This is a genomic window from Bartonella sp. CE47NXGY (assembly GCF_042195415.1).
Taxonomy (GTDB): domain Bacteria; phylum Pseudomonadota; class Alphaproteobacteria; order Rhizobiales; family Rhizobiaceae; genus Bartonella.
Genome location: NZ_JBHIOI010000001.1, coordinates 121,375 through 142,011, shown reverse-complemented (window position 1 = coordinate 142,011; position 20,637 = coordinate 121,375). Strand labels below are relative to the sequence as shown.

The following is a 20,637-nucleotide window of genomic DNA, read 5'->3' as shown; positions in this document are numbered from 1 at the left end:
TATGCTGAATCTTTATGGACGACAATTCTCTTCCCGTCTTCTATTAGGTACAGCGCAATATCCTTCACCAGCAATCCTTCGTGATGCTATTCATAAATCGAATACGGAAATTGTAACTGTTTCCTTGCGCCGTGAAACTGCAGGTGGAAAACAAGGTGGACAATTTTGGAAATTTCTTCAAGAACTTGGGGTAACAGTGCTTCCTAATACTGCTGGTTGTTATACTGTTAAAGAGGCCGTAACCACAGCCCAATTAGCAAGAGATCTTTTTAAAACAGCTTGGATTAAACTCGAAATTATCGGTAATTCAGACACCTTACAGCCAAATATTTTTTCCTTAATCGAAGCAGCTCAAATTTTAAACAATGAAGGTTTCAAAATTTTTGCCTATACAACGGATGATCTCATTGTTGCTGAAAAACTTTTTGACATTGGTTGCCGTGTTATTATGCCTTGGTGTGCTCCTATTGGTTCTGCCAAAGGACCTCATAATACTGATGGATTGCGTTCTATCCGTGCTTACCTTCCTGATGCTACTCTTGTTATTGATGCCGGCATTGGACGCCCATCACATGCCGCCATTGCGATGGAACTGGGTTATGATGCGGTCCTTCTTAATACCGCAGTTGCTAAAGCAGCTGATCCTGTTTTGATGGCTGAAGCATTTTCTAAAGCTGTTCAAGCAGGACGTATGGGATATAAAGCTGGCATGATCGAAGCACGCAATGTAGCAGTCCCTTCAACACCAATCATTGGAAAAGCGGTATTTTCATGAAACTGGATCCATTTTACCTCATCGTTGATAACGCTGATTGGATTGAACGTTTGCTTCCTCTTGGTATCAAGCTCGTACAATTGCGTATGAAACATGAAAATCAACAAATAATCCGTCAACATATTAAGCGTGCAAAAAACATATGCAATAAATTGGGAGCACAATTAATTATTAATGATCATTGGGAAATAGCAATTGATGAAAAGTGTAATTTTATTCATCTGGGACAAGAAGACCTAAGCAATGCTGATCTTCACGCAATTCGTAAAAGTGGTATAAAAGTTGGTCTTAGTACACATGATGAACATGAATTGGATACCGCACTCTCTGCTAATCCTGAGTATATTGCACTTGGTCCTATTTATCCGACAATCTTAAAAAAAATGAAATGGATGCCGCAAGGACTAGAAAAAATCAAACAATGGAGAAAGCGGATTGGTGCTTTACCTTTGGTGGGTATTGGTGGTTTAACACCAGAACGCGCAGTGGGTGTTTTAAAAGCAGGAGCAAATAGTGCTGCTGTTGTGACTGATATTATCCTCCATAAAAAACCAGAAGAGCGTGTACAGCAGTGGATAAAAGTGACACAAACATGGCGTTGATACCTTCTATTCTTATTGTTGCGGGCACTGATCCAACAGGAGGTGCTGGTATTGTTCGTGATATAGAAACCTCTGCACATTTTCAAATAAAAGCAAATTTAGCAATTACTTGTGTTAACGTACAAGATGATAATCGCGTTGTCGAAATCATTCCAATGCGTGGGGACCTCGTCGCTGCGCAAATGCGTGCTGCCCTAGAAGCAAATCCAATAAGCGCAATAAAAATCGGTATGACGGGGACAAAAGCAATTATAGCAGCAATCTGTAACGTACTCAAAGACTATCCCCATGTTCCAGTTATTTGGGACCCTGTACTTGTCGCTTCATCAGGAGGAAAACTAATAACGGAAACAATCATCGACACGATGATCGATAAACTGCTTCCTCATGTTGATCTTTTAACACCGAATAGAGAAGAACTCGCTCTTCTTAGCCACAGTCCATTGGCATCTCATGATAAGCAAGCAATACAACAAGCAAAAAAACTTTTGTCATTGGGAGCTCGCTCTATTTTAGTAAAAGGGGGACATGCAGAGGGGCCTCTTGCAATTGATAGCTTCATTGACAAAACTGAAGTCATAAATATCTCTACTCCACGTTTAAAAGGAACAATGCGAGGAACAGGTTGCATTCTCTCAAGCGCTATTGCAGCGCATTTAGCATTAAATGAACCTCTCATTTCAGCTGTAAAAAAAGCAAAAGCATATATCCACACATTGCTTTTAACCCATTGTAAAAATAGTTTATAACGTCTTAGTATTTTCTCATATAAAAGTAATATTTATATATTCATTAATATATTTATTTTTTAATAAAAGTTATTAAAAAAATATAATAATATAAAATTTATAATTAATCCTATAAATAAAATACTACAAAATTCACTTTCATTAAGTATTAAATATAGAATATAATGATAAAAAATATTATCACACCACTTGCATTCAGTAAAAAATTCTTTTAGTATGAGTGAGTTTAGTCTGTTTAAAAATTTGAAATAGCGCAATTTAAACAAATTGTACATTTAAAGATGTATATAATCGCGAACATTCGCATTTTACGATTTGCCTTTTTTGTGAAAAGAGAGAATCCTATCAGCGTTCTTATACATTAATGGCTAGCGAATACATTTAATAAAACTTGAAGGATAATTTTGTTTGATCTATAATCGCTAGATCATTAGAAAAAATAAAATGTTAAATCAAACACCATGCTCAATTTCCTATGAAGAACTCTTAAACTTTTATAAAGAAAGTGGTGCGGATGCCGTTCTGACGGATTTCCCTATTGATCGTTTTAAGCAGTCTGCTTGTTCAGAGAGAAAATTAATATCTGTCGTGAACATTTCTCATAATCAACAAGCATCTCCCAAAACATCTCCAACCGTAAAATTAGATCATCATCAGCTGCATAACTCTAGGACTATACAAAATGAATCCACAGCTATAGAGAGTGCAAAAAGTGCAAAGACACTTGATGAATTAAAATCTGCTCTCCTTGCATTTAATGGCTGTTCATTAAAATTGACAGCAAAAAATACCTGTTTTTCAGATGGAACAGCAGGAAGCCCCCTGATGCTTATAGGCGAAGCACCAGGACGAGACGAGGATATACAAGGAATTCCTTTTGTGGGAAAAGCCGGGATGTTGCTTAATAAAATCCTCGCATCAATTGGCTTAACAAGAAATAATGTTTACATTGCCAACACTATTCCTTGGCGTCCGCCAGGAAATCGTACACCAACACCAAGAGAAGTTGCCTTGTGCCGCCCTTTTATTGAACGGCACATTTATTTAGCGCGTCCTCGTGTTCTTATAGCACTGGGAGGCGTTGCTGCACAGTTTCTTACTGGATCTCAAAATGGGATTATCCGAACAAGAGGGAAATGGCATATCTATGAAAGCGAGGATAATATAAAAATACCTGTTATGCCAACTTTCCACCCAGCTTACCTTCTTAGAACCCCTAGTCAAAAGAAGCTTACATGGATAGACTTCTTAGAAGTAAAAAATCGCCTCGACAGCCTTTTGTAATTCTTTAATCCTATATTGCTTCTAAAATTAACACACCCTTCTTTAACTCTTAAAATACAAATGGGAAAAAACTATGAAACAGCCAATAACATCTATTTATCGTTTGGAAGACTACCAACCAACCCCTTACGTTATCCCTAAAACACAACTTTCTTTCCAATTAGCACCGACAAAAACCTATGTTACAGCCATATTGTCTATTGAATCCCGTCACGATACAAAAGAATTAACACCTCTTGTTCTTTCTGGTGATGATCTTACTTTAATTTCCGTTTCTATTAATGATGAGATATTAGCCCCAAACACTTATAAAGTGACGCCTTCACGTTTAGAAATTACAACGCCACCAACGGTTCCTTTTACATTGAAATTGGTTACGGAACTGAATCCTGAAAGCAACCGCCAACTTATGGGGCTTTATCTTTCAAATGGTGTTTATTGCTCACAATGCGAATCGGAAGGTTTTCGTCGTATTACTTATTTTTACGACCGCCCAGATGTTCTTTCTACCTATAGAGTGAAAATTGAAGCAGATACCCAAACAATCCCAATCTTGCTTTCAAATGGTAATCTGGTGGAAACAGGAACTTTAGAAAATAATCGCCATTTTGCCATTTGGGAAGATCCTTATCCCAAACCATCTTATCTCTTTGCTTTAGTAGGTGGAGATCTTGATAAGTTAGAAGACCATTTTACAACTGTATCTGGACGACGTATCAAGCTTGGTATCTATGTAGAAAAAGGAAAAACCGAACGCGCAACCTATGCAATGGATGCTCTTAAACGTTCCATGCGTTGGGATGAACAATGTTTTGGGCGCGAATATGATCTTGATGTTTTCAATATTGTTGCTGTTTCCGACTTTAATATGGGAGCAATGGAAAACAAAGGCCTTAACGTTTTTAATGATAAATATGTTCTTGTCGATCCTGAAACAGCAACCGATCAGGATTATAGAAATGTTGAACGTGTCATTGCACATGAATATTTTCATAATTGGAGCGGTAATCGTGTTACCTGTCGCGATTGGTTTCAACTCTGTTTAAAAGAAGGATTCACTGTTTATCGTGATCAGGAATTTTCATCAGATCAAAATGTACGCAGCCTACAGCGAATTGAAAATGTAAAAGCATTAAAAGCGACGCAATTTGCAGAAGATGCAGGACCTCTTGCGCATCCTGTGCGTCCTCGTCAATATAGCCAAATTAATAATTTTTACACAACAACTGTTTATGAAAAAGGTGCTGAAGTTGTTCGCATGATACGGACTATTTTAGGTCCTACTCTTTTTCGTAAAGGCACTGATCTTTATTTTCAACGTCATGATGGACAAGCTTGTACAATTGAAGATTTTATTACCTGTTTTGCTGAAGTGTCTGGTCAAGACTTCTCCCAATTCATGCTATGGTATGAACAGGCAGGAACACCCAATGTAGAAATCGATAGTCATTATAGCGATGGTGTTTTAACAATTCATGCAAAGCAACATATTCCCGCAACCCCACAACAAAATACAAAAAAGCCTATGCTTATCCCTATCGTATTTAGCTTGTTAGGACCTAACGGAGAAAACCTCACCTATGAAGCAGATACAAATATTCAATCAGATGTTATGCTTTTATCCAAGGAAAGCCAAACCTTTACATTAAAGGGACTGCGTGAAAAACCCGTTTTATCACTGCTGCGAGACTTTTCAGCACCAATCATTCTACACACTCCATTCAATGAAAGAGAACTTATTTTTCTTGCACAACATGATGACAATCACATCAATCGCTGGCAATCTCTTAATCATTTAATGACGCAAGCTTTGATTCAAAGCATTCAAGATAAAACACAAGAAAAAGCAACACTCCCTTCTGCTTTGCTAAAGCTGATTGAAACGATCATAACAGATGAAACCTTAGAGCCTGAATTTCGTGCCTTCTGTTTAAATTTACCTAGTGAAGTTGAGCTTGCTCATACAATCGGTAAAAATATTGACCCAGATCGTATTCATTATGTCCGCAATCAGTTTTTAGTTTCACTTGCACAAACTCATCAAGAGCTCTTAACAAAACTCTATGGACAAATGCAAACCCAAGAGCCCTATTCACCAAACACTGCACAAGCTGGAAAGCGAGCATTAAAGAATATCATACTGGATTACCTTTCCATTGCTGAAGCCAATCCAAATCGAGCTGCTATACAGTATGCAACAGCTGATAATATGACTGACCGTATGGCGAGTATCGCTGTTCTCGTGAAGCGTTTTAATGAAAATGAGCAGGCACAAAATGCCTTAAATGATTTTGAAAACAGCTATCAGAATGACCCTTTGGTCATGGATAAATGGTTTTCTATTCAAGCAATGGTTGCTGGCACATCAACACTCGAGAATGTTCAAAAGCTCATGCAACATCCGCTGTTTTCACAAGATAATCCTAATCGTGTACGTTCTCTAATCGGTGTTTTTGCCTCTAACAATCTCACGGGCTTTAACAGGATGGATGGAGCATCTTATCATTTTCTTTGCCAAGTTATTTTGGAAATTGACAAAAAAAATCCACAGCTTGCTTCACGATTATTAACAATGATGCGCTCTTGGCGACAATTAGAACCTATTCGACAACAAAAACTTGAAACTGAATTAAAAATGATTGCTGCTGCGCCAAAATTATCAAGCGATGTTGCTGATATCATCAACCGTCTGCTTACTTGAAACAAAAAATTATTTTAAATCAATATGCTATAATATTTTTTAAAATAAATTCTATAAACTATTCGATCATCATTAAATCTATAAACAGGCAATCTAAGCCTGTTTATAGATCACGTTTAAAGTACTTTTTTCTTTTCATATTCCAAAATCATAAAAGTAAAATTATTTTTTTTTAAAAAAAGACTGGACAGAAGACTCCTGTTTTGATTCATTGCACTCGATGGGGTTACTATGAATATCGAAGCAGTTTTTAAATCACATTATTCCAGAATTAAAGGAACGCGAGATGGCTAAATTGGACGCATATAATGCGCCAAGGGAGGTGTATGCTGATTCAAAATCAAGCGCTCAAAGTCGCAAGGAGCGGACAGAGCGTACCAATCTGTTTTCTGGTTCTGCCTATAAAAAACTTCTTTTTATTGAACCTTGGCTGCGACGTTCACTCCCATTTGTAATTCTTGCATTTCTTGTTATACTAGCAGCAATCCGTTTCCTATCAATCTATGATTGGCGCAACACAATTGATAAAAACACGCATTCTACCATCGCTCTCTTAGCTTCTCATATTACCAATACAATCGACCGTGACTTACTTGCCGCCACTCGACAAGGAAAAGCTGCTGCTCTTTCTCATAATCATTTACAAAATATCCTGACTAATTTTCGTAACAAAGGTTTTATAAAAACCAGCGCTGTTATTGCTATTGTCGATCAAAAAGGCAATGTCCTAGCTTCATCAAGTTCCGAGATTGTCTTAGGAAAACCCTTACAGAATTTTACCTCTGAAAGCATTACTTTACAAGCTCTAGGAAAACATGCTGGAATCATGAAAATTACAATAGGAAAAGATATTCCTGCTCTCGCTTCCTTTCAGCAAACAGAAAATGGACAATATGGGGTATTCATCAGTGAAAAAATGCAACATATTTACATGGAATGGCGGAAAGCTCTCTCGTTAAATATAACCATGTTCATTGGAACTAGTGGCGTTATCCTTGCTCTTCTTTATGCTTATTACAACCAAATTGTACGAGCACGCAAAACAGATCTTGTTTCAGAAAAAATTCAAAACCGTATTGATATGGCAATGATGCGTGGACGCTGTGGACTATGGGATTGGAATATGGCAAGTGGACGCGTCTACTGGTCACGAGCAATGTACGAAATGCTCGGCTATGTCCCTCAAGATGCATTGCTCTCAATTTCCCAAATTAGCGCCATTATCAATCCAAATGATGCGAATTTTTTTGACCTTGCTCAGGAATTAATGAGCGGTAAAAAAAAGCATATCGATATTAACGTTCCTATGCGTCATGCTGATGGTCATTATGTATGGATGCGCATTCGTGCCGAAGTTACTGAAGAAGAAGAACCCCATTTGGTTGGTATTTCCTTCGATATTAGTGAACAGCAACAATTGGCTGAACAAACAGCGCAAGCCGACCTTCGTATCCGTGATGCGATTGAAAACATTTCAGAATCTTTCGTCTTGTGGGATGCTGAAGGACGTTTAGTCATGTCCAACAGCAAATTTTGCGAATATGCCGCTATTCCTAAACAAATTCTCCAATCAGGTATCCAACGTGCAACCGTCGAAGCCATGGCACGCCCTGCACTCAGTGAATATCCCCTTAAAGATGATGGTACTGGTAACTTAACCAGTATTCGCCAAACGGCAGATGGTTGTTGGCTCAAAATTAACGAACGACGAACCCAAGATGGAGGATTGGTTTGTATTGGTACTGACATTTCTGAGCTTAAACAACAACAGGAAAAATTTGAAGACAGTGAAAGGCGTCTTTTTTCTTTCATTCAAGAACTCAAGCGCGCGCGAGGGAGTGCTCAACAACGCGCAACAGAAGTTGAAAAACTTAATAAAAGTCTGAAAGCAGAAAAAGAACGCGCCGAAAGTGCTAATAAGGCTAAATCAGAATTTTTAGCCAATATGTCTCATGAATTGCGCACGCCTCTGAATGCTATTCTTGGTTTTTCAGATATCATGTTGCAATCGACTTTTGGTCCTCTTGGTTCACAACGCTATAAGGAATATATGCATGATATTTACAATTCAGGAACCCATCTTCTAACCCTTATCAATGACATCCTTGATATGTCAAAAATCGAAGCAGGAAGATTTACGCTTGATTGTAAAAATACCGATCTTGAGCCCATCATTAGTGAAGCAGTACGAACACTAACACCTCAAGCTCAAGAAAAAAATATTGTTGTTACAACAAACATTACCCCAGAACTTCATGCTGAAGTTGATGGTCGTGCAATGAAACAGATTTTCCTTAATCTCATCTCTAATGCCGTTAAATTTACGCCTTCTGGCGGAAATATTGATGTCTGCGCTTTCAAGAAAAAAAATAACCTTATTTTTAAAATTACAGATACAGGCGTTGGTATTCCCCAATCAGCAATTAAAAAACTTGGGCAACCTTTTGAACAAGTCGAAAATCAGCTCACTAAATCTCATACGGGCTCAGGTCTTGGATTAGCCATTTCACGCTCCTTGCTAGAACTCCACAAAGGAAAACTTGAAATTACTTCAAAAGAAATGAAAGGAACAACTGTAACGATTATAATGCCCATCACACAAAGTTAAATTTTTCCATTTTGTTCCCGTTGTAGTAAAATCTGTTTCCGTTTTTCCCCCCAACGATACCCTGAAATAAAACCATTTTTACGCACAACACGATGACACGGAATGATAATAGCCAATTCGTTACGTGCACAGGCATGAGCAACGGCACGAAAAGCTTTCGGCATACCAATACGGCATGCTAAGATCTCATATGAAATTGTTTCACCACATGGTATATCACATAATACTGCCCATACTTGTCGTTGAAAAACTGTACCATTTATATCTAAGGGAAAATTATATTTTTTTACCAGCTTAGGTGTTTCTATCATGGCTATAATATGGGCAACTTCTCTCTTAAATGTATTGTCACCTACAACTTGTTGTACATCACCAAAGCGTATCGTAAACTCCTGTAATAATTGCTCTATAGTGTCTCCTAACGCTATATGACAAATCCCTTTTTGAGACCTAGCCACCAAAAGCTTTCCTATTGATACATCTTTCAGACAGAATACTCTCGTTTGGGAAATATTCAGCATTTTAGCCTTCTTTATATTTTAAAAAGTTTTGAACATCATCCATAAAGTAAAGGGAGAGTATTCACTATCTTTTAAAAACAAACAAAATCATTCTGAAATGATCTCCTTAGCCATTGTATTAAAATACACTCTCACCCTTTTATGAAACAGACACATCTATAGATTGACGTTCCCTACCCTAAAACAGAAACTTCGACCAGAGCTGATTTATCAACAATCTTGCTATTTATCTAACAGATTCCAACTGAAACCATTTGATATAGTTTATTTCATAAGCTCTCTACACACAAGTCTTGTCCTGAATTTTATCATATACTAACAAAAAATACCTTAATGTGGTCAATTTTCATACCTTATATCACAGCTCTAAACGGCAGTATTTTACGGAACAACACGATAAGCTTCCCACTTCATTTTACGAAATCCCATTGAACCATAAATAATGGCTTATGTTTTACAAGCAATAGAAAAAGAGCGTGCTCTCTTAGGCAAAAAATGTCATAAAACACAAAATATACCGGCAATGGATTGGAAAGATGTTCCGGCTTTTTATGCTCCACGTATGCTTGAATATTCTAATTTGTTAGAGCACTGTTATTATTTTTTTATCAAAGGTCATACTTTTGATAGACTGACGAGATGACTCAACTCAAAAAAGAAATTTATCTTCAATTTTATGAAAAAAAGCATGGAAAAGGTATTTTAATGCTTACTTTCTTTGTCACTTAACTTATAAAATGATTGTAGCCTCAGAACTGAAATATTTTGCCCGCAACAATCGCACATAGATATTTGTCATAGGAAAAAGTCATGCCCAAACGCACAGATATAAAATCTATTCTTATCATCGGAGCAGGACCTATTATCATTGGTCAGGCATGTGAATTTGATTATTCAGGCACTCAAGCCTGTAAAGCATTAAAAGAAGAAGGTTACCGAATTATTTTGGTAAATTCTAATCCTGCCACGATTATGACAGATCCAGATCTAGCTGATGCAACTTATATAGAGCCCATTACTCCTGAAATAGTTGCCAAAATTATTGCTCACGAGCGTCCCGATGCCCTTTTGCCCACTATGGGAGGACAAACAGCCCTCAATACTGCTTTATCATTAAAGCGTATGGGTATTCTAGACCGCTATCATGTTGAAATGATAGGAGCCAATGCTGATGCTATTGATAAAGCTGAAGATCGTGCTTTATTCCGCCAAGCGATGGCAAAAATCGGTTTGGAAACGCCACGCTCTATGTTAGCCAATGCAACAGAACTGAAAGAAGAAAATCGCCAACAACACGCAAAAACGTGTGCTGAACTTAAAGCAAAACTTTCTGGTGCTGCGCTTGACAAAGCACTCGAAGAACTTGAGCGCAACTGGCGACATACCGAAGCTGATCGCAAACAACATTATATCGCTCATGCAACAGCAAAAGCAGTTCAAGCTCTTGATGTTGTTGGGCTTCCAGCTATTATTCGTCCTTCATTCACCCTTGGTGGAACTGGTGGTGGAATCGCTTATAACCGCTCTGAATTCTATGAAATTATTGAACGTGGGCTTGAAGCTTCACCAACAACAGAAGTATTAATTGAAGAAAGTGTTTTAGGGTGGAAAGAATATGAGATGGAAGTTGTTCGTGATAAGAACGACAACTGTATCATCGTTTGTTCTATTGAAAACATTGATCCAATGGGGATTCATACCGGTGATTCGATCACTGTAGCACCTGCTCTCACCTTAACCGATAAAGAATATCAATGTATGCGTAATGCTTCGATTGCTGTTTTGCGAGAAATTGGTGTTGAAACGGGGGGATCCAATGTACAGTTTGCTGTCAATCCTGAAAATGGGCGCCTCATTGTTATTGAAATGAATCCGCGTGTTTCTCGCTCTTCAGCGCTTGCCTCAAAAGCAACGGGGTTTCCCATTGCCAAAGTAGCGGCTAAACTGGCTGTTGGTTATACACTTGATGAATTAAAAAATGATATCACGGGTGGTGCAACACCAGCATCATTTGAACCTTCTATTGACTATATTGTGACAAAAATTCCTCGTTTTGCGTTCGAAAAATTTCCCGGTTCATCACCTGTCCTCACAACTGCGATGAAATCTGTAGGAGAAGTCATGGCAATTGGACGCACTTTTCAAGAATCGTTACAAAAAGCACTCCGTGGACTTGAAACAGGGCTTACGGGTCTTGATGAAATTGTGATTCCAGAGCATGCTGAAGGTGATGAAAAAAGTTCTATACGCTCAGCCATTGCCATACCAAGCCCTGATCGTCTACGCTATATTGCTCAAGCCATGCGCACAGGCTTACCCTTAAATGAGATTCACCAAATTAGCAAAATTGATCCGTGGTTTTTAGAACAAATAGCCTCCATCATTGAAATGGAGCAGCGTATCCGCATTCATGGATTACCCCAAGACGCAGATAATTTACGTATGTTAAAAGCTATGGGCTTTTCAGATGCGCGATTAGCCTCCCTTACAGGGAAAGAACCCGATTATATCGCAGCTTTACGTAAATCACTGAATGTTAAACACGTCTTCAAACGGATTGATACTTGTGCCGCTGAATTTTCTTCTCCTACAGCCTATATGTATTCAACATATGAAGTTCCCTTTGCAGGTGTAGAGCACTCGGAAGCACACGTTTCTGAACGCAAAAAAATTGCTATTTTAGGCGGTGGACCAAACCGCATTGGGCAAGGTATTGAATTTGATTACTGTTGCTGCCACGCTGCTTTTGCACTGCGTGATGCAGGATTTGAAGCGATTATGATTAACTGTAATCCTGAAACAGTTTCAACCGACTATGATACCTCTGATCGCCTTTACTTTGAATCTTTAACAACAGAAGACGTTATCGCTATTTTAGAAGCAGAACAGGAAAAAGGAGATTTGGTTGGAGTCATCGTCCAATTTGGCGGACAAACACCCTTGAAATTGGCAAGCGCTCTAGAAAAACACAATATCCCCATCCTAGGTACTTCACCTGACGCTATCGACTTAGCAGAAGATAGAGACCGCTTTCAAAAACTGTTATTTAAACTTAATTTAACACAACCTCAAAATGGTATTGCCCACTCCATTGAACAAGCACGCCTCATTGCCCACGAACTAGGCTTCCCTTTGGTTGTACGTCCCTCTTATGTTTTAGGAGGACGTGCTATGCAAATTATTCGTGATGAACGTAGCTTACAAAATTATTTACTTGAGAGTGTCCCTGAATTAATTTCAGAAGATATCAAAGTCCGTTATCCTAACGACACAACAGGACAAATCAATATATTGCTTGGTAAAAATCCGCTTCTCTTTGATACCTATTTAACAGAAGCAATTGAAGTAGATGTTGATTGTCTATGTGATGGTAACGAAACACTAATCGTTGGTATTATGGAACATATTGAAGAAGCTGGTATCCACTCTGGTGATTCAGCATGTTCTCTACCAGTCCATACGCTCTCAAATAAAATAGTTACTGAATTAGAGCGCCAAACCAAAGCATTAGCACAAGCACTTCATGTTCGCGGCTTAATGAATGTACAATATGCTATAAAAGATGACACCATTTATGTCTTAGAAGTCAATCCCCGTGCTTCACGTACTGTCCCATTTGTTGCAAAAACGATTGGTCGCCCTATTGCTAAAATGGCTGCACGTATTATGGCAGGAGAAACGCTTCATGATGCTCTTGAAGCTTATGGTGGATTACCTTCTTTGCAAAAAAAACAACATATTGCCGTCAAGGAAGCAGTATTTCCTTTTGCTCGTTTTTCAGGTGTTGATACACTTCTTGGTCCAGAAATGCGCTCAACCGGTGAAGTTATGGGACTTGACTATGAATTTTCGCTTGCTTTTGCTAAAGCCCAACTTGGAGCTGGTGTAAAACTCCCTAAAAAGGGAACTTTGTTCGTTTCTGTAAGGGATGAAGATAAAAAACGCATCTTAAATCCTGTAAAACGTTTAACTGAGCTTGGCTTTTCTGTTGTCGCCACAAGTGGAACACAAAAATTTCTCACCGAACACCACGTTGAAGCAAAAAAAATTAACAAAGTTCTAGAGGGACACCCCCATATTGAAGACGCTATTCGTAATCGCCAAATTCAATTGATTTTTAATACAACTAGCACTGCCAGTGCCATCTCAGACTCAAAATCATTACGTTATGCAGCACTCATGCAAAATGTTCCCTATTATACAACAATAGCTGGAGCCGAAGCCGTCGTAGAAGCGATCAAAGCACTCAAAAAAAGGCACCTTGAGGTACGTTCACTACAAAGTTATTTTAGTTGAATTTTTTTCTACTTAGCAAAATATACACTGTTTTCTTATTTTTTCTTTATATAAAAATTGATTAAGACTTGCTTTTTGTTCTAAAAACTTTTATAGAGGTTTCATCGAATTTTCGGTTACGTGACTTTCTTTCCTGTGCAATCTGCACTTTCGACGAAACTTCTCCCACCTAATTTCGATCTACAACCGTATTGAAGAAATGAAAGCTTCAATGCTCAATATAATTATATATTCTAAGGAGTTTCCTATGTCTACAGGAACAGTTAAGTGGTTTAATACAACAAAAGGTTTCGGATTCATTCAGCCTAGCGATGGTAGTGCAGATGTATTTGTACACATTTCTGCCGTCGAGCGTTCAGGTCTAAACAGTCTTAATGAAGGGCAAAAAATCTCTTATGATGTTCTTCAAGATCGTCGTTCAGGAAAATTTGCCGCTGGTAACCTTGCAGCACTTTAAAGTTTAAATTCTGCAATATTTTATTTAGAAATCTTCGTCTGTAAAGACGAAGATTTTTTTATTTTGTATAAAGCATTATTTTACCTTGTTAAAATAAAAGACTGCTTATCTCCTTTGCACAATTTATCAAACCTCTCTTATACTTCCTCAAAAACTTTCATAAAATCTACGAAGAGATTATCTTGTAAAATATCTCAAAAAAGAAGAATATAAAGCCCGTGTAAGAGTATTTTGGAAGTTTTTTATTGCATACAATATAATCTCTTATAGAATATCCTTAAAGCAATAACCATTTGTTGATATAATATAAGGATTTAAAATTATGGCTTTTATTGCCGACAAACTGTCTCGTATCAAACCTTCTGCAACAATTGCTGCTTCTCAAAAGGCCCGCCATTTAAAAGCATTAGGGCGCAATGTTATTGCTTTAAGTGCTGGAGAGCCAGACTTTGATACCCCAGACAACATCAAAAACGCGGCTATTGAAGCTATTCGAAGGGGAGAAACAAAATACCCTCCCATATCAGGAATTCCAGAATTGCGCCAAGCAATTTCTGCAAAGTTTAAAAGAGAAAATAATCTTCTTTACCAACCAGAACAAATTATTGTTGGTACCGGTGGAAAACAAATTCTCTTTAATGCATTCATGGCAACTTTGAATAAAGGAGATGAGGTCATCATTCCATCCCCTTATTGGGTTAGTTATCCAGAAATGGTCGCACTCAACGATGGTACGCCTGTCTTTTTAGAAACAAAAGCCGAATTTTCTTATAAACTCCAACCACAAGAGCTAGAAGCTGCCATTACCCCCAAAACCAAATGGTTCATCTTTAACTCTCCTTCAAATCCATCAGGTGCCGCTTATACACATAATGAATTGAAAAAACTTACAGATGTTTTAGTAAAATATCCTCATGTTTATATCCTTTCCGATGATATATATGAACATCTCACATATGAGGGTTTTACCTTTGTGACTCCAGCTCAAGTAGAACCAGCGCTTTATGAGCGTACACTCACAATGAATGGTGTTTCTAAAGCCTATGCGATGACGGGATGGAGAATCGGTTATGCAGGCGGACCACAAGAACTCATTAAAGCCATGGATACCATTCAAGGACAGCAAACATCTGGAACAAGTGTCATTTCACAATGGGCTGCGGTTGAAGCACTCAACGGGCCACAAGACTTTATTGCTAAAAATAAAAGTATTTTTCAAGCACGCCGTGATCTCGTTGTCTCCATGCTAAATCAAGCTCCTGGCATTCACTGTCCAACGCCTGAGGGTGCTTTTTATGTTTATCCTTCTTGCACCGGACTTATTGGAAAGAAAACACCCAATGGTCAACGTATTACGAATGATGAAGACTTTGCCATAGCGCTTCTAGAAACAGAAGCTGTTGCTGTCGTCCAAGGATCTGCTTTTGGACTTGGATCAACTTTTCGTATTTCTTATGCAACATCAGAAGAATTACTTGAAAAAGCTTGTATACGTATACAGCGTTTTTGCAACAGTTTAATTTAAAATTTTTAATATCATCTCTTGTGATTGTTTTTTGCCGAATGTTAGTATATCCGAGAAAATATCTGAAACTGTGTCATGGTCTAAATCTATCGATTCAGCAAAAATATCTATGAATAAACACAAAAATAGATGCTGTAGATAAAGATCAAAAAAATTTAGCTATCAAATAAATGAATCGGTCTATTATCATAAGAGATGACAAGCCTATTCTACTTTCTCCATTCAATTTATAACTCTAAAAAAGACCGAGCACTTTTAAACACAATTGCCCTTATAATCAAAGGCCCTTACAATAAAATCTCTTCTATTTCTCAGCTTCTTCTTCGTCCTAAAACGAAGAAGAAGCCACCTCCCATCGTTGTGTAAGCAATCCAGTTTCCTTTAAGTTCTATTTAATAACTACTTGATTTACTTCATAGGCTTTATGAACAAGACCTGCCTTAAATATTCACCTCACATTCTAATAAAAAGCACTTCATGTATAAGGTTTTAAATATTTTATATCACACCCCTAAAAGACAGACTTTTACAGTACAATAGAATATCCCCTCTCAAACTCCTCATTGAATTTTAGTATTCTTAAAAAAATTGTTGGATATCCACCAGTTTCGAAATTTTTTCTTTATCATCTTCCCATATATTGCAATTTCTAGGGACTCTTTCAAAAATTTAAAAAAAAGCCGGACATATGTCCGGCAAATTTGGAAAATCCTCAGAGATAAAATCAATCTGATAGATCTTCGTAAGGGAACACTCAAGAAAACGAAACTGGGAGGCAACATAATCAAGAGATAGTATTCTATGTCATTTTATAAGGAAAAGCACAATAAAGACTTAAGCGTATCTGCTATGCAATAAACACATAGCTTTAAATTTGTCTCCATCATGTACCACTCTCTTTAATTAAATAGTAAAAATGTTAACTACACCATCACACGATTGTCCATTTTTCAATATATAATAACCCTCACGGTTGCTAGCATTCATAAAAAACATTTATCCCTCTTTTCAAAAATATTTACCCGTACGAACTCCCTCCACTTTTAATGTGCAACAAATAATTTTAATTGATTCAATATAGGCAAATTTGAAACGAAAGAATATTACGGGAGTCTCAAGTTGCAAAACAGCTAATTATTCCTTATAAATTAAGATATTAATATTAAAAAGACCACTGGCGAGCTTTTAAAAAAATATAATCTCGAAAAGCATTTAACCTTGCCAAATTCTTTAAATTATAAGGATAACAAAAAAAAGTATCAAAAGAAGGAATATCAACCATATCAGGAAAAAGACGCACTAAATGCTCATCATTATTGACGATATAATCAGGAAGCACAGCAATCCCAAGATCACGCATAAGCGCATTCTTTATTGAGATGATATTGTTGATTTGTAAAACTGAAACGCGCAATGATCCATCACTTCTACCAGCCTTTTCCAACCAATTTAAACCAGACAAATAAGGTGGAACAGGTTCACCGAACGAAATAATACGATGCTCATCGAGATCAGACAATTTTTCCGGCTTTCCATAATTTGCAATATACTTTTCCGAAGCATAGACATGCATATGAATTGTAAAGAGTTTTCTTTGTATAAGATCAGGTTGTTTGGGTTGATGTAAGCGAACAGCACAATCCGCATGACACATTGTCAAATCAAGCTCTTCATCGGAAAGCAAAAGCTGAACCTGCATATCAGGATAAAGACTAAGAAATTCTGGCATACGCTCTGCAATCCACCCTGCCCCCATTCCAAAGGTCGAGGTCACACGCAAGTGCCCCGTTGGTTTTGCATAGCTTTCACTTAATTGCAAACGCACACTTTCAAGCTTCATCAAAACATCATGAGCTGTACGATAAAGAGTTTCTCCCTGTTCTGTAAGAATCAAACCACGCGCATGACGTTGAAATAAGGATACCCCAACCTCTTGTTCTAAAGCCGAAACCTGTCGTGAAACGGCTGATTGAGATAAATGAAGTTTTTGAGCAGCATGCGTAAAAGATCCCGCTTCTGCTGCAGCGTGAAAAACCCTTAACTTATCCCAATCCAACGGTGGCGCCACAATTAATTCTACCTCTATATTCTCTATGTTCTCAATGAATGACTAACGCCTGGGTATATCCAAAAACCGTTCTGCTTCCAACGCTGCCATACATCCTCTTCCCGCAGCTGTTACAGCTTGGCGGAATGTTTCATCTGTCACATCCCCAGCAGCAAAAACACCAGCAATGCTTGTTGCTGTTGAGTCGGGTGCTGTCCATAAATAGCCGCCTCGTTTTTGTTTCAGCTGTCCTTCAAACAGAGAAACAGCAGGATCATGCCCAATGGCAATAAATATGCCCTCTGCATTCACTTTCATCTCGTGACCTGTCTTAACATTTTTCAGACGTGCCCCTGTTACAACAGCGCCCATTGAATCTTGAGCTGGCAGCCCCACAATTTCTTCAACCACATGATCCCAAAGAACACGCACATTATTACAAGCCAGCAACCTATCTTGTAAAATTTTTTCTGCCCGAAACTGCCCCCGCCTGTGAACCACGCTTACACTTTTAGCCAAATGCGATAAATAAAGTGCTTCTTCAACAGCCGTATTTCCTCCTCCCACGACAATAACGTCCTTATCACGATAAAAAAAGCCATCACATGTAGCACAAGCGGAAACACCTCCGCCCATAAAGGTCTGTTCACTTTCTAAACCAAGCCAGCGCGCTTGAGCTCCTGTTGCAATAATCAGTGCATCACAAGAATATTGTGTTCCTGAATCCCCATATAAGACAAAAGGATACTTCAACAAATCAGCCTTTATAATTGTATCATAAACAATTTTTGTCCCCATATTCTCAGCTTGTTTTGCCATTTGTTCCATCAACCATGGTCCTTGAATGGGATCTGCAAAACCTGGATAATTCTCAACATCAGTTGTAATTGTCAATTGTCCCCCCTGCTGCAAGCCCGTCACCAAAACAGGCTTAAGCATTGCTCTTGCTGCATAGACCGCCGCTGTATAACCAGCCGGACCTGAGCCAATAATCAGCAGACGAATATGCGATTGTACCATTAAATCCCCTTCACTTTATTATAAATTAATTATTCTATAAATGATAACGGAATGCAGCCTTTTAAAAAAATATTTTTCAAGAGCCCTAATTATGTTATGTATACTTCTTTTCAAGTTTTATGAAAAGGTCTGATTACTAATTCATCAAGGCACGCTAATGTTAAGAATTAATCCTTATCCTATAAAGAGAAAAATGTAACTTCTTATGAGCACAAAACCATAATAAAAAGAGATACAAAGATAGGGAACGATCATTTTTCAATTTATTATCAATGTCTGTGCACGTTTTGCCTTAATCATGGGAGGAGCAATGCTTTTGCCAATTTTTGTGGATTTGCACGACAACAATCGTAATTGGATAAGCTTTCTCTATTCTTGTGCCATAACCACCATGTTAGCAACGCTGATTCTTTTAGCAACTAAGGGAGCTACTTGTCGCTTTTCAGCACGGCTTGGCTTTATGCTCACTGTTTGTCTTTGGCTTACAGGAAGCATCGTAGGTGCCTTACCTCTTTATCTTTCTCCTCTTCCCATTTCTCTAGCAGGAGCCATTTTTGAATCTGTTTCTGGAATTACAACAACAGGCTCCACAGTCCTTTCTGATCTTGATAATTTATCGCGAAGTATTTTATTATGGCGTTCTCTTATATGCTGGATTGGGGGCATTGGTTTTATCGGTTTAGCCCTCTTAATTTTGCCTTCACTGCGTGTGGGTGGCGTGCGACTTTTTCATATGGAATCATCTGATAAATCTGAAAAAATATTGCCTCGCATCAACCAAATTGCTAACGGAATTATCATCGCTTATGTTGGGTTAACATTGGCTTGTATGCTTTCTTATTTTGCTGCAGGCATGAATTTATTTGATGCCATTAACCATGCAATGAGTACAGTAGCAACAGCTGGTTTTTCAACGCATGATGCTTCTTTTGGCTATTTTTCTGATACACCAGCCATCTTAATTATTTCAACAATCTTCATGTTGCTTTCTGCTTTACCTTTCGTACTTTATGTTAAATTAGTCCTTCCTGGACACTCTAAACGCTTCCTTGACCCACAAGTGATTGTTTTTCTCCATATCGTTCTCCTTTTCAGCTTTGCTTTAGCGGCATGGCTACGGTTTTATGATCATCGCGCGTTCCACTTGATTTTCCTTGATGTCATTTTTCACCTTTCATCCATTATTAGCACCACCGGTTACAGCGCTGAAGATTATCAACTTTGGGGACCGTTTGCGCTTGGAATTTTCTTTATTGTTTCTTTTACAGGCGGATGTGCTGGTTCTACTTCTGGTGGCATGAAAATCAATCGCCTCATTATTCTTTGGCGTATTACACAAACAAATATAGAAAAACTTCTTTCTCCTAATGTCGTTGTAAAAGCGCGCTACGATCACTCAAATATATCAAATGATGTTGCTCAAGCCGTTTTGTTTTTTGTCTGTCTTTATATGTTTTGCCTTGTTATCGGCACTGCACTTTTGCTTACAACCGGTCTTGACTTTACCTCTGCCTTTACGGGGGTCTTAACCGCACTTTCAAATGTTGGTCCAGGCTTTGGAGATATTATTGGCCCCACTGGTAATTTCTCTACAATCAACGATCATGCTTTATGGATTTTAAGTTTTCTAATGTTAGCTGGACGCCTTGAAATCATAACAATATTCGTCCTTTTTATTCCCGCTTTCTGGCGTGAACAATTCTAATGCAGAGATATTTTATGCTACCATGATAAAAAATTGACAAGATAAAAAGGCGAGAACAGTATGCGTCATAATATTCACTCCTCACCCAATCTACTGAAGATTTCCTAAAATTTCATACAAAACATCATATCAATGATATAAAATAATTCAACAAAAACAATCAAATACCAATATTTTCAAAGCCATAACATATAAAACTTCACTTTATTGATCTTCTTTATCAAATAAAGTGGACGCATAGAACATTCTTTTTTACGAATAATCTCTCATGCAAAAAATATGAATATTTGCTGATAAAAGTGTTTTTTCTCTTTAATAGAGTTACACCCTTATAGAAAAAAATGCTA

Annotated in this window: 13 protein-coding genes and 1 pseudogene; 11 read left to right on the top strand and 3 right to left on the bottom strand. The window is 37.8% G+C overall.

Annotation, left to right across the window (positions count from 1 at the left end):
* Position 1: 1 nt before the first annotated feature.
* The 6 genes from ACFIL3_RS00600 to ACFIL3_RS00575 all read left to right on the top strand — a co-directional run bounded on the left by ACFIL3_RS00600 (position 2) and on the right by ACFIL3_RS00575 (position 8,719).
* On the top strand, positions 2-775 hold the full coding sequence (locus ACFIL3_RS00600) for a thiazole synthase (protein WP_375611200.1): 774 nt from the start codon (positions 2-4) through the stop codon (positions 773-775).
* The gene (locus ACFIL3_RS00595) at positions 772-1,377 is read left to right on the top strand and encodes a thiamine phosphate synthase (RefSeq protein ID WP_375681753.1); all 606 of its coding nucleotides are present in this window, start codon (positions 772-774) and stop codon (positions 1,375-1,377) included. Before ACFIL3_RS00600 ends, ACFIL3_RS00595 begins: the two co-directional genes overlap by 4 nt.
* On the top strand, positions 1,368-2,126 hold the full coding sequence (locus tag ACFIL3_RS00590) for a hydroxymethylpyrimidine/phosphomethylpyrimidine kinase (protein WP_375681773.1): 759 nt from the start codon (positions 1,368-1,370) through the stop codon (positions 2,124-2,126). The genes ACFIL3_RS00595 and ACFIL3_RS00590 overlap by 10 nt, the downstream gene beginning before the upstream one ends.
* Positions 2,127-2,570: 444 nt before the next feature.
* Positions 2,571-3,410, top strand: coding sequence for a uracil-DNA glycosylase family protein (locus ACFIL3_RS00585; protein WP_273791211.1), 840 nt, complete (start codon positions 2,571-2,573; stop codon positions 3,408-3,410).
* Between the two features lie 73 nt (positions 3,411-3,483).
* Entirely contained in the window at positions 3,484-6,111 is a 2,628-nt protein-coding gene (pepN, locus tag ACFIL3_RS00580; protein WP_375681752.1) for an aminopeptidase N, read from the top strand.
* Positions 6,112-6,397: 286 nt separating this feature from the next.
* The gene (locus ACFIL3_RS00575; RefSeq protein WP_375620708.1) at positions 6,398-8,719 is read left to right on the top strand and encodes an ATP-binding protein; all 2,322 of its coding nucleotides are present in this window, start codon (positions 6,398-6,400) and stop codon (positions 8,717-8,719) included.
* Here ACFIL3_RS00575 and ACFIL3_RS00570 read toward each other — a convergent pair.
* Positions 8,716-9,240, bottom strand: coding sequence for a methylated-DNA--[protein]-cysteine S-methyltransferase (locus ACFIL3_RS00570; protein ID WP_375611196.1), 525 nt, complete (start codon positions 9,238-9,240; stop codon positions 8,716-8,718). The genes ACFIL3_RS00575 and ACFIL3_RS00570 overlap by 4 nt on opposite strands.
* Before the next feature lie 454 nt (positions 9,241-9,694).
* On the opposite strand from ACFIL3_RS00570, the pseudogene ACFIL3_RS00565 reads away from it, so the two are divergent.
* The 4 genes and pseudogenes from ACFIL3_RS00565 to ACFIL3_RS00550 form a co-directional block, all read left to right on the top strand.
* Positions 9,695-9,793, top strand: a pseudogene (locus ACFIL3_RS00565) (integrase); the annotation flags it as partial.
* Between the two features lie 257 nt (positions 9,794-10,050).
* Entirely contained in the window at positions 10,051-13,536 is a 3,486-nt protein-coding gene (carB, locus tag ACFIL3_RS00560; RefSeq protein ID WP_375628664.1) for a carbamoyl-phosphate synthase large subunit, read from the top strand.
* A gap of 247 nt (positions 13,537-13,783) precedes the next feature.
* Positions 13,784-13,993: a cold-shock protein gene (locus tag ACFIL3_RS00555; RefSeq protein ID WP_012754908.1), complete on the top strand. Its 210-nt coding sequence runs from the start codon at positions 13,784-13,786 to the stop codon at positions 13,991-13,993.
* Positions 13,994-14,315: 322 nt separating this feature from the next.
* Complete coding sequence (locus tag ACFIL3_RS00550; RefSeq protein ID WP_375612967.1) at positions 14,316-15,518, top strand: pyridoxal phosphate-dependent aminotransferase; 1,203 nt, start codon at positions 14,316-14,318, stop codon at positions 15,516-15,518.
* Between the two features lie 1,162 nt (positions 15,519-16,680).
* Here ACFIL3_RS00550 and ACFIL3_RS00545 read toward each other — a convergent pair.
* Entirely contained in the window at positions 16,681-17,586 is a 906-nt protein-coding gene (locus tag ACFIL3_RS00545) for a LysR family transcriptional regulator (RefSeq protein ID WP_273791217.1), read from the bottom strand.
* A 42-nt stretch (positions 17,587-17,628) separates the two neighbouring features.
* Positions 17,629-18,585, bottom strand: a complete 957-nt coding sequence (trxB, locus tag ACFIL3_RS00540) for a thioredoxin-disulfide reductase (RefSeq protein WP_375638079.1) — start codon at positions 18,583-18,585, stop codon at positions 17,629-17,631.
* A gap of 310 nt (positions 18,586-18,895) precedes the next feature.
* On the opposite strand from trxB, the gene ACFIL3_RS00535 reads away from it, so the two are divergent.
* Positions 18,896-20,290, top strand: coding sequence for a TrkH family potassium uptake protein (locus tag ACFIL3_RS00535; protein WP_375631664.1), 1,395 nt, complete (start codon positions 18,896-18,898; stop codon positions 20,288-20,290).
* Positions 20,291-20,637 lie beyond the last annotated feature (347 nt).

Coding starts and splice junctions, on each gene's coding strand:
- ACFIL3_RS00535 (WP_375631664.1), top strand. CDS start 18,896: ATGCTTTTGCCAATTTTTGTGGATTTGCACGACAACAATCGTAATTGG.
- ACFIL3_RS00595 (WP_375681753.1), top strand. CDS start 772: ATGAAACTGGATCCATTTTACCTCATCGTTGATAACGCTGATTGGATT.
- pepN (WP_375681752.1), top strand. CDS start 3,484: ATGAAACAGCCAATAACATCTATTTATCGTTTGGAAGACTACCAACCA.
- ACFIL3_RS00570 (WP_375611196.1), bottom strand. CDS start 9,240: ATGCTGAATATTTCCCAAACGAGAGTATTCTGTCTGAAAGATGTATCA.
- ACFIL3_RS00585 (WP_273791211.1), top strand. CDS start 2,571: ATGTTAAATCAAACACCATGCTCAATTTCCTATGAAGAACTCTTAAAC.
- ACFIL3_RS00555 (WP_012754908.1), top strand. CDS start 13,784: ATGTCTACAGGAACAGTTAAGTGGTTTAATACAACAAAAGGTTTCGGA.
- ACFIL3_RS00550 (WP_375612967.1), top strand. CDS start 14,316: ATGGCTTTTATTGCCGACAAACTGTCTCGTATCAAACCTTCTGCAACA.
- trxB (WP_375638079.1), bottom strand. CDS start 18,585: ATGGTACAATCGCATATTCGTCTGCTGATTATTGGCTCAGGTCCGGCT.
- ACFIL3_RS00590 (WP_375681773.1), top strand. CDS start 1,368: ATGGCGTTGATACCTTCTATTCTTATTGTTGCGGGCACTGATCCAACA.
- carB (WP_375628664.1), top strand. CDS start 10,051: ATGCCCAAACGCACAGATATAAAATCTATTCTTATCATCGGAGCAGGA.
- ACFIL3_RS00600 (WP_375611200.1), top strand. CDS start 2: ATGCTGAATCTTTATGGACGACAATTCTCTTCCCGTCTTCTATTAGGT.
- ACFIL3_RS00575 (WP_375620708.1), top strand. CDS start 6,398: ATGGCTAAATTGGACGCATATAATGCGCCAAGGGAGGTGTATGCTGAT.